Here is a 9668-nt window from a genome sequence, read left to right as displayed (position 1 = left end):
TTTATTTTGGCTAAATAAGCCTTACAAGCTTCATCATTTGGCAGTTCTTTTATAAAACTCAGTATATTTTGACCTTGAAAAACATCCATATCTGTTATATTTAATGATACTAAGATACAGAAACTAAATGACTAACTCAGTCAATTTTATTTTAAAATGACGTAATAATAATTTGGAATGTTTTTTATACAGATAAGCAATAAAAATAGAAGCATAGCTCAGCTACGGTTTTGTTTTTGTGTGAAATATGAATGAAAAAAACGAATTTAATGCGTCATTTAAATGTTAAAAAGGCTATTAAACCCTTTTTCAGGAATACTTTTATTGAGTATCTTTAGGATTCGATTATCGGTATCAGATGTATAGTCTTTGGACGAAGACAGATATAAGCTTTTATGCATTTCAGAGGAAGTAATTGATTCCTTATTTTTGAAAGAAACAATGAAATTATAAACCCTCTAAAAGTTGCGTTTATTACTTGAATGGAGGATTTAAGATGTAAAAATAACCTGAAAAAAGTAATATAGTTCTCATACTACTTAAAAATCAGTTTCCTCTTCTACGGTTTCTATATAAACCTCAACCCCCTCCTCATCTAAAACAGACTGTTGTTCACAATCCAATTGAATATTTATTTGTTCTGGTTTTTCAAAATCTCCCTGACTTATATTTAAAGAAGGGTCTGCATAACATTTTTTCATATACAATGCCCAAGTAGGTAATGACATGGTTGCTCCTTGTCCTTGTGTAACGCTTTTGAAATGCGTTGCTCGATCATCAGCACCTGTCCATATTCCAGTTGCTAAATTTGGTACAACTCCCATAAACCAACCATCAGATTGGTTTTGTGTAGTACCTGTTTTACCCATAATAGGATTTTCAAACTGATAAGGGTAGCCAGTAGAAATATTATCTGGATAAGAACCCCATTTCCCTCGTAAACGAACACCAGAACCAGCCAAGGTAACTCCTTTTAATAGGTCCACCACAACATACGCCGACTCTTCACTTAAAACTTGTTCCGTTTTAGGTACAAACTCTTGCAATACGGTTCCGTTTCTATCTTCTATTCTTAAAATCATCATCTGATTTACTCGCAGCCCTTTATTGGCAAACATAGAATAAGCACCAACCATATCATACAAGCTAGCATCAATAGTTCCTAGTGCAATAGACGGATAAGGAGGAATATCAGAAGTAATTCCTGCTTTTTTCGCTAACCTCGCCACTGTCTCAGGACCTACCATATGGATCAACTTTGCGGTAATAACATTTACAGATTTTGCCAAGGCTTGTTTTAAGGTCAACTCACCTCCGTAACTATTGTCTGCATTTTTAGGAGTCCAGTCTTTTTCCATTCCATAATCTTCTTTAGGAATGGTATATAAAATATTCGGAAACTTCTCACATGGTGACAACTGCAACTGATCAATAGCAGATGCATATACTAAAGGCTTAAATATTGAACCTACTTGTCGTTTTCCTTGCTTTACATGATCGTACTGAAAATATTTATAGTTAATTCCACCGACCCAAGCTTTTATATGTCCTGTTTGTGGTTCCATGGATAATAATCCACTATGTAAAAAATACTTGTAATAACGAATGGAATCATAAGGAGTAAAAACGGTATCTATAGTCCCTTTCCACGAAAAAACCTTCATGTTTCTTTTGGTATTAAAATCTTTTTTTATCTCTTCATTTGATTTTCCAGCTTTTTTTAACAGACGATATCTGTTGGTGTTTTTCATGCCTCGTGCTAAAGTAGCCTCAATATCTTTCTTTTCTAAATCGTAAAAAGGTGCCGTTGGATTTCTTTTTTGTTCTTTAAAAAACACACGTTGTAAATTCGATACATGTTCATGCACTGCCTCTTCAGCATAACGCTGCATACGAGAATCAATCGTTACATAAATTTTCAAACCATCTCGATAAATATTATGATAACTCCCATCTTGTTTTGGGTTTTTTTTGATCCATTTCTTCATGTAATCACGCAAATATTCTCTAAAATAGGTTGCGTAACCATCACTATGCCCTTCAGGTGAAAATTCTAATAATATAGGTAACTTCTGTAAAGAATCTTTCACCTTTTTACTAATTTTATTATTTCGTTTCAATTGGAATAATACTTGATTTCTTCTTGCTAAAGATTTCTTTTTAGAAATTTCTCTATTTGGATTGAACTGTCTTGGGTTTTTTAACATCGCCACCAATACCGCTGATTCCTCTGGTTTTAAATCTATAGGTTCTTTTCCAAAATAAATTCTAGAAGCTGAACGAATTCCAATTGCATTGTATAAGAAATCAAACTTATTCAAATACATGGAAATAATCTCTTCTTTTGTATATTGTTCTTCTAAACGAATCGCAATAATCCATTCATTCACTTTCTGAATCGCTCTTTTAAACTTATTTCTTGTTCCTGAGCCTTCTGTAAAGAGCAGCTTTGCCAACTGTTGTGTAATCGTACTGGCTCCACCTCCTTTACCTAATTTAACAACAGCTCTTAAAGTGCCTTTAAAATCAATACCTGAATGCTCATAAAACCGTTCGTCTTCAGTAGAAATTAATGCATCTACTAAGTTTTGAGGAAGATCTGTAAACTTGACTGGAGTCCTGTTTTCATTATAATATTTTCCAAGAGTTTTACCATCAATTGAAATAATTTCAGTCGCAAAATTATTTTCTGGGTTTTCTAACTCTTCAAAGGTTGGTAATTCACCAAAAGCCTCCATTGAGGCCAATAAAAATAGAGATGCAATAAACATCAATCCTCCAATGATTACTCCCCAAAACCACAGGTTGTATTTTCTAAATGAAGTTGTAGTTTTCTTTTTGTTCTTTTTGTTTTTAGCCATTTAGCTACTGTTTTCTTATATTTTAATCTAACTTACTTATTTCGTCTTTCAATCCGAAACCCAACATCAGAAACCCCCTTCAAACTTTGAATGCCCTCTAATTCATTGCGTTTACGCATTGCTTGTTGTATATTAAACCCATAAGTACCTTTCTCAGAGAATTCAAAATTCTCTTTATAGTATAATTTATTTTCTTTTATATCCGTAAAGCCAGACCCCAACCAACGACCAAAAGAATCTGCCATTTTATACTCTAAAGTATCTATAACATGGAATCCGCTTGGATATTGTAATTCAGTAATCAAATAAAGGTTAGAATACTCGAATTCATTAGTGTTTCTCACTTGAATAAACAAATCATAGGAGCCAATACTATCTAACATTTCAAACTGAAAACTCACCAAATCTTCTTTGTTCCAACCCACTGTTCCTACCGAGGAGTAAGAGTCAAAAACTCGATGCTCATCACAGGCACTAAGGCTGATTAACAACGAAAATAAAAGAATCAGTTTATGCGTCTTTATTGGCATTTGAATCAGGTTTATTGCTGTTGTTTGTTTTATTTCTACGATTATTATTCCTTCTTGGTTTCGATGCAGCTCCTTCTGCTTTTGGAGTTCCTTGTTTTTGCTGATTTGCAATACTCTGTTTTTGAGAATTTGCTTCAGCATTTGATTTTTGTTTATTCCTGTTTTGTGGATGTCTCTTTTTTGGGACACCTTGTTTTGGTTCGTTTGCATTAGCATTCGAATTCTTTTGATTTTGGTTTGGATTTCTGTTTCCTTTTGGTTCCCTATGTTGATTCCCCTCTTTATTTTGGGGAGAATTCCCATGTTTACGAGGCGCTTGACTTTGATTTTTTTGATTTGTATTGTTTTTCTGGTTCTGACCTTGACCTGATTTTCTTCTTTTACTTCTTCTTTTGTTTTTTGTCTTTGGCTTGTCAAAACGTGTCAAACTATCTTGCCCAACAACATTTTCAAATTCTATTTTTGTAGCAACAACCATGTCAGATTCTAACTCTTCTAAACTCGGAGATTTTTCACCGTTTTTATTCAAAGCTATCACCTCTTGAGCTTGTTCTAGCGTCAATTTAAACCATTTAAATCCTTCTTCTTTAGAAGTGTACCAAATTAAACCCTTGAAAATATCCATTTTGACAAAAGTAGCTCTTCCTTTTTCGGTTTCTAAAACTACATCCGATTTTGGAAATCCTTTTAAAGCATCTAAATAAGAATCTAATTCATAATTCAAACAACATTTTAATTTCCCACATTGTCCTGCCAATTTCTGGGGATTTAAAGAAAGCTGTTGGTAACGTGCTGAAGCGGTATTTACTTTTCTGAAATCCGTCAGCCATGTTGAGCAACACAATTCACGTCCACAAGACCCAACCCCACCTAAACGGGCAGCTTCTTGACGTAAGCCTACCTGTTTCATCTCAACACGAATGCTAAAAGCACTGGCTAGATTTTTAATTAGCTGTCTAAAATCTATGCGGTCTTCAGCGGTATAATAAAACGTCGCCTTATTTCCGTCTCCTTGATATTCGATATCAGAAAGCTTCATTTTTAAACCAAGTCGCCCTAAAATATCTCGACCTCTTCTTTGTGTCTCTACTTCTTTATCTCTAGCTGCTTGCCAAATTTCAATATCTCTAACACTAGCTTTTCTATAAATCTTTTTTACTTCTTCGCTATCTTCAGATACTTTTTTCTTTTTCATCTGAACACGTACCAATTCACCGGTTAAGGAAACCGTTCCTATATCATGTCCTGGAGAGCTTTCTACAGCAACAATTTCACCTATCGCTAAGTGAAAACTATTGTTATTTCTATAAAAATGTTTTCTTCCATTTTTAAAACGAACCTCAACTATATTAAGAGGTTTTTGACCACTAGGTAGTGCCATATTAGACAACCAATCAAAGACAGTTAATTTATCGCAGCTCCCAGTTGCACAACTACCGTTGCTTTTACAACCACTTGGAACTCCAGATTTATTTGTAGAGCACGAAGTACAGCCCATAATATATTTTTCTTTTGGATGCTGTTAATAAACAGCATGTATATTTATAATCAATAAGCAACTAGTTAAAAACCTGATTTATTTGATCTTAGAAAACAGGCTGCAAATCTCCTTGAATTCGTAAAGATACTATAAAAATAAAAACTATAAAGCGCATAGAAACGTTCTATAATTTTTATTTTGTTAATTCTATTCTGAGATGCAGTTTGCAACTATTTCTCAGATTTGTTTAATATCAATTATTTTCACGGGACAGGCTTTTTTTGCCTTTATAGAATTCTCGTAAATCGTTTCATCTGGAGATTTTAATGTATAAAAACCTTTCTTTTCTAAAGAATGTAAAAGAACAGATTTTCCGTCTTTTTTCGACATTTGAAATTGCGCTGGTGCCAATTCTACACAGTAGTTGCATCCGATGCATTTTTTTCTTTGAAGCGTAATTACAATCATTATACTTCTACTACATTTTCAACGATTTTATACAATTTGTCCGATGGACGAATTTTAAAATCCACTTTTAGCGTACAAGCGTCCCCTTTGGATGCTTTTGTAGCTTGAACATCATCAACAAATATCTCTTTAACTTCCATTTCTTGAGCGCCAGTAGTTGGACCAGTAATTAAAATTGTATCTCCAACAGTAATATCGTATGCTTCAATTTTAAATTCTCCCACGCCAACCTTTGAATAATAATGTATTCCTTTTCCTAAATACACTTTTTTCTGAGTTGCATGTGAACCTGATCCTTTGCTCCATTCCCCTAATTTTTGTCCTAAATAATAACCAGACCAGAAACCACGATTGTAAACTTTTTTCAGTTCTTGCATCCAAGAAATTACTTTTTCTTTACTAAAAGTTCCTTCATCTAAACTATCAATTGCCTGACGATAACAACGAATTACTCGAGCAACATACTCTGGAGCTCTACCTCTTCCTTCAATTTTCAAAACTTTGACTCCTACATCAGAAATTTCATCTAAAAAATCAATTGTACACAAATCTTTAGGAGACATGATATACTCATTATCCAGCTCCATTTCAAAACCAGTTTCTTGATCTATAACTGTGTATTTTTTTCTGCAATTTTGCTTGCATGCTCCTCTGTTTGCCGATGAGTTTGAAGAATGTAAACTCATATAACATTTTCCAGAAACAGCCATACACAGAGCTCCGTGTCCAAAAATTTCAATCTCTACCAATCTTCCTGATGGACCTTTTATCTTTTCTATTTCAATAGCCTCAGTAATTTTTTTTACTTGGCGTAAACTCAATTCTCTACTCAACACAATTGTATCAGCAAACATTGCGTAAAACTTAACCGTTTCAATGTTTGTCACATTGATTTGAGTAGAAATATGAACTTCCATACCTACTTCTCTAGCAGAAGTAATCACGGCTTGATCCATTGCTATAACAGCGGAAATACTCGCATCTTTCGCTTTTCTAATCAGCGTTTTTACGAGTGATAAATCATGGTCATAAACTATCGTATTCAAAGTCAAATATGAACGGACTCCTTTTTCCGAACAACGTTTATGAATTTCTTCCAGATCCTCTAAGGCAAAATTGACAGAAGCTCTCGCTCTCATATTCAATTGCTCTATTCCAAAGTAAATAGAATCTGCGCCATTATCTAAAGCAGCTTGCAAAGATTCAAAACTCCCAGCAGGTGCCATTAATTCAATTTTCCGCATCTCTTATTTTTTAAATTTTAATACTCCTGACCTCCCTTTCTTAAAGATCTTGTTGCTATTCCCTTTTCCTTTTCGCATTTTTTTTTGTTCATCAAAAGGAAGTGCAGCTATTTCTTTACACTCATCCGAACAACAAGTGTTCATTTTTTTTTGACAAGAAGAGCATTGAATAAACAACAAATGACAAGCTTGATTATCACAATTTACATGTTCATCACTTGACTCCCCACATTGGTGACAATTAGAAACTACATCATCAGAGATACGCTCAGCTCTTCGATGATCAAAAACAAAATTCTTTCCTTTGAATTTATTTTCAATTCCTGTTTCTTCTACCTGACGAACATAATTGATAATGCCTCCTTCTAATTGAAAAACATTCTTAAACCCTTTGTGTTTGTAATAAGCACTCGCTTTTTCACAGCGAATTCCTCCTGTACAGTACATCAATAAATTTTTATCTTCTTTGTAATCTTTTAAATCTTCTTCTATCAAGTCTAGTGAATCACGAAAAGTATCTACATCTGGTGTAATTGCACCATCAAAATGTCCAATTTCACTTTCATAATGGTTACGCATATCTACACAAACCGTATTGGGGTCTTCCAGCATTTTATTAAATTCTTTAGCTTTTAAATGCACTCCAATATCAGTAACATCAAAAGAAGCATCTTGCAAACCATCAGCTACAATTTTATTTCTAACCTTGACTTTTAATTTCAAGAAAGATTTATTGTCTTGTTCTACAGCAATATTCAATCGAATATCTTTTAAGAAAGAGATCCCATCTAATTGCTTTTTTAGTTGTAAAAAAAATTCAGCGGGCACCGAAATTTGAGCATTGATTCCTTCGTAAGAAACATAGATCCTACCAAGAACACTCAAGGCATCCCATTCTACAAATAACTTATCTCTAAAAAGTTGTGGGTTTTCTATCTTAAAATATTGATAAAAAGAAATTGTCAAACGGTCTTTTCCCGCTTCATCTATTAATTGCGCACGTTCAGCTGCGCTTAACTTATTGTACAGTTGCATGCTATACTAATTTATGTTAAACTTGTTTTTTTGCAAAAATACGTTTTTGCAATCATTTTGAAGTAAAGACTAGAAAGTATTTTATTTCAGATCAATCCCGTCCTAAACGCATATAAAAAAGTAAAAAATAGAGAGATAATTTAAAGTATCTCAAATTATCTTTGAGTTGTACGACAAAAAACACTCTCTATGTCAGACATAACCTTATTTGGTCAAATAATTCAAAAATTAGACCGTTCAATTTTCAATAAACATGTAAAGGATCATAAAACAGATAAGTATGAAAAGGGATTTAATAGCTGGTCTGATTTAGTCTCAATGCTTTTTTGTCATTTAGCAAAAAGTCAATCGTTAAGAAATATAAGTAATGGTCTGCGTTCAGCAACAGGTAACCTCAGTCATTTAGGGAACGTCAGACTGTCTGAAAACTCTCTATTGAGAATTTAGTAATCAGGTCACTGTCAATCAAAATTGTCAAATATGCGATTCTCAGGAGTTTGATTTTAGTTTTTAGACAGTCTGACGTTCATGCCCCTACCAAATCAATAGGCTATCACAAGTACAGGGACTGGATGCTTTAAAGACTATTATTTTCTTAAACCTAAATTATTACTGCGTAAGCTGAGTTGTTTAGTTGAATCGGAAAGTTTTTTAAAAACCTGAATGGCTTTATCGTCTTTTTTATAATGAGATTTTCTTGGTGTTTTTAATTTTGAACCAAAATGTCGTTTCATATAGGTTCGCAGTGTGTTATATTTAAAACACTTTCCATAGTGTAATTCTACCCACTCTAGTGCGTGGTTATATCCCAGTAATGGGTCTGAACTATTATTTAATTTTTCTTCTAAACCTTTATGAACATCAGGGGTTACAACCATTCGTCGTTTTCCTCCATTAGAAATTTTAAGCATGGTTTCTAATCCTAATTCACAATACACTTTAGCCCACCTTCGAATACTTGATTCACTAACATTTAAACGCAACGCTAAATTATTTTGATTGGTGATTTGTTTTGATTGCTTAAAAAGAAAAAACAAAATACGGGTTTTAACACGGTGATATTTACTTCTTTTACGAAGACTCTCTAAATAATCTTTACTCTCTTTTACCTTAAAGATTCCTAATAATACCATGCAGAAAGATACAAAACACATCAATCAAATGGAAATATAATTGGTGTTATGTAAATTGTTCCCGTAATGACAACTATAAAAAATATCCGACAAAAAAAGCTGCCTAAAAAGACAGCCTTTATATTTCTAAAACTTAATTCTACTAATTTACAACGACTTGAATTGTTTTAATTTGAATTCCTAAAGCTACTTTTACAAAATAAATCCCAGTTAAATTCTCATTCGAAACGCGTTGACCTAGTGTATTGTAAACAGCAATTATTTCTCCTTCATTTACTGAAAAAACTCCGTCAATAGATCTTACTACAATATCTATTTCATTTATTGCGTCAATAGCTAATGCAGACTCCATTTGAACCGTACCCGTTAAGATAATCCCAGTACTTGTTAAATTTAATGTAGCTGGTGACAGGTCACCTTCTACGTCAAATGTTCCATATGTAGACGAAGCATCAAAACCATACAGCCTAAAAGTAATTGATCCTCCTTCAGTTGAAGTCAAACTAAGACTAGAAATCGTATTTTCTTCACCACTCGCATTCACTTCGATATCAGTAAAGATATCTGTTGTATAATTATCTAAACTTGTTCTGATAGCTACTTGTTTTGGACCAGTATTACTCCTATCATAATCTATTTCTATTCCAGTAACTTTGACAATATAAGACCGTTGCAAGGTACATGACAAAAACAAAGATCCAAACTTAGGTTTTATATCATTGTTTGTTAGTTTATTAAGACGTATATTTAAGTTATGAAACTACAAAGAACAGCTACTTTTGCAGATAGCATTTGTGACTTACGTACAAGAAAGATAAAAGCTACATTTTTTAGTCAAATAAATATTCTTATCGATTGGGATCGCATTTCAAAAATAATAGACAAAGGACTATTCCAGGGGTAAAAGTGCCGTTGGT

The 9668-nt window shown here is 33.2% G+C and carries 10 protein-coding genes and 1 pseudogene; 2 read left to right on the top strand and 9 right to left on the bottom strand.

Features of this window, described 5'->3' with window-relative positions:
* The 7 genes and pseudogenes from V5787_RS03310 to V5787_RS03280 form a co-directional block, all read right to left on the bottom strand.
* Positions 1–89 (bottom strand): annotated as a pseudogene (locus V5787_RS03310) (IS1595 family transposase); the annotation flags it as partial.
* A gap of 450 nt (positions 90–539) precedes the next feature.
* Positions 540–2861, bottom strand: coding sequence for a transglycosylase domain-containing protein (locus tag V5787_RS03305; protein WP_336891854.1), 2322 nt, complete (start codon positions 2859–2861; stop codon positions 540–542).
* Positions 2862–2893: 32 nt separating this feature from the next.
* Positions 2894–3391, bottom strand: coding sequence for a gliding motility lipoprotein GldH (locus tag V5787_RS03300; protein ID WP_336891853.1), 498 nt, complete (start codon positions 3389–3391; stop codon positions 2894–2896).
* Positions 3372–4889, bottom strand: coding sequence for a regulatory iron-sulfur-containing complex subunit RicT (gene ricT / locus V5787_RS03295; protein WP_336891852.1), 1518 nt, complete (start codon positions 4887–4889; stop codon positions 3372–3374). The genes V5787_RS03300 and ricT overlap by 20 nt, the downstream gene beginning before the upstream one ends.
* A 219-nt stretch (positions 4890–5108) precedes the next feature.
* Positions 5109–5339: a ferredoxin gene (locus tag V5787_RS03290; protein WP_336891851.1), complete on the bottom strand. Its 231-nt coding sequence runs from the start codon at positions 5337–5339 to the stop codon at positions 5109–5111.
* Positions 5339–6583, bottom strand: coding sequence for a peptidase U32 family protein (locus tag V5787_RS03285; RefSeq protein WP_336891850.1), 1245 nt, complete (start codon positions 6581–6583; stop codon positions 5339–5341). The genes V5787_RS03290 and V5787_RS03285 overlap by 1 nt, the downstream gene beginning before the upstream one ends.
* A 3-nt stretch (positions 6584–6586) precedes the next feature.
* Positions 6587–7618 carry a rhodanese-related sulfurtransferase gene (locus tag V5787_RS03280; protein ID WP_336891849.1) on the bottom strand — a complete coding sequence of 344 codons (1032 nt, stop codon included), beginning with the start codon at positions 7616–7618 and terminating at the stop codon, positions 6587–6589.
* A 189-nt stretch (positions 7619–7807) separates the two neighbouring features.
* On the opposite strand from V5787_RS03280, the gene V5787_RS03275 reads away from it, so the two are divergent.
* On the top strand, positions 7808–8065 hold the full coding sequence (locus V5787_RS03275; protein ID WP_336891848.1) for a DUF4372 domain-containing protein: 258 nt from the start codon (positions 7808–7810) through the stop codon (positions 8063–8065).
* 140 nt (positions 8066–8205) lie between these two features.
* On the opposite strand, the gene V5787_RS03270 is transcribed toward V5787_RS03275, so the two are convergent.
* Positions 8206–8751, bottom strand: a complete 546-nt coding sequence (locus V5787_RS03270; protein WP_336891847.1) for a hypothetical protein — start codon at positions 8749–8751, stop codon at positions 8206–8208.
* Positions 8752–8893: 142 nt separating this feature from the next.
* Entirely contained in the window at positions 8894–9445 is a 552-nt protein-coding gene (locus V5787_RS03265) for a hypothetical protein (protein ID WP_336891846.1), read from the bottom strand.
* A gap of 60 nt (positions 9446–9505) precedes the next feature.
* Here V5787_RS03265 and V5787_RS03260 point away from each other — a divergent pair, with 60 nt between their 5' ends.
* On the top strand, positions 9506–9655 hold the full coding sequence (locus tag V5787_RS03260) for a hypothetical protein (protein ID WP_336891845.1): 150 nt from the start codon (positions 9506–9508) through the stop codon (positions 9653–9655).
* Positions 9656–9668: the final 13 nt, after the last annotated feature.

Origin of the sequence: Flavicella sp. (genome assembly GCF_037132785.1) — a bacterium.
Lineage (GTDB): Bacteria > Bacteroidota > Bacteroidia > Flavobacteriales > Flavobacteriaceae > Flavicella.
The sequence above is the reverse complement of the archived record's forward strand: the minus strand, read 5'-3'. Positions and strand labels throughout refer to the sequence as shown.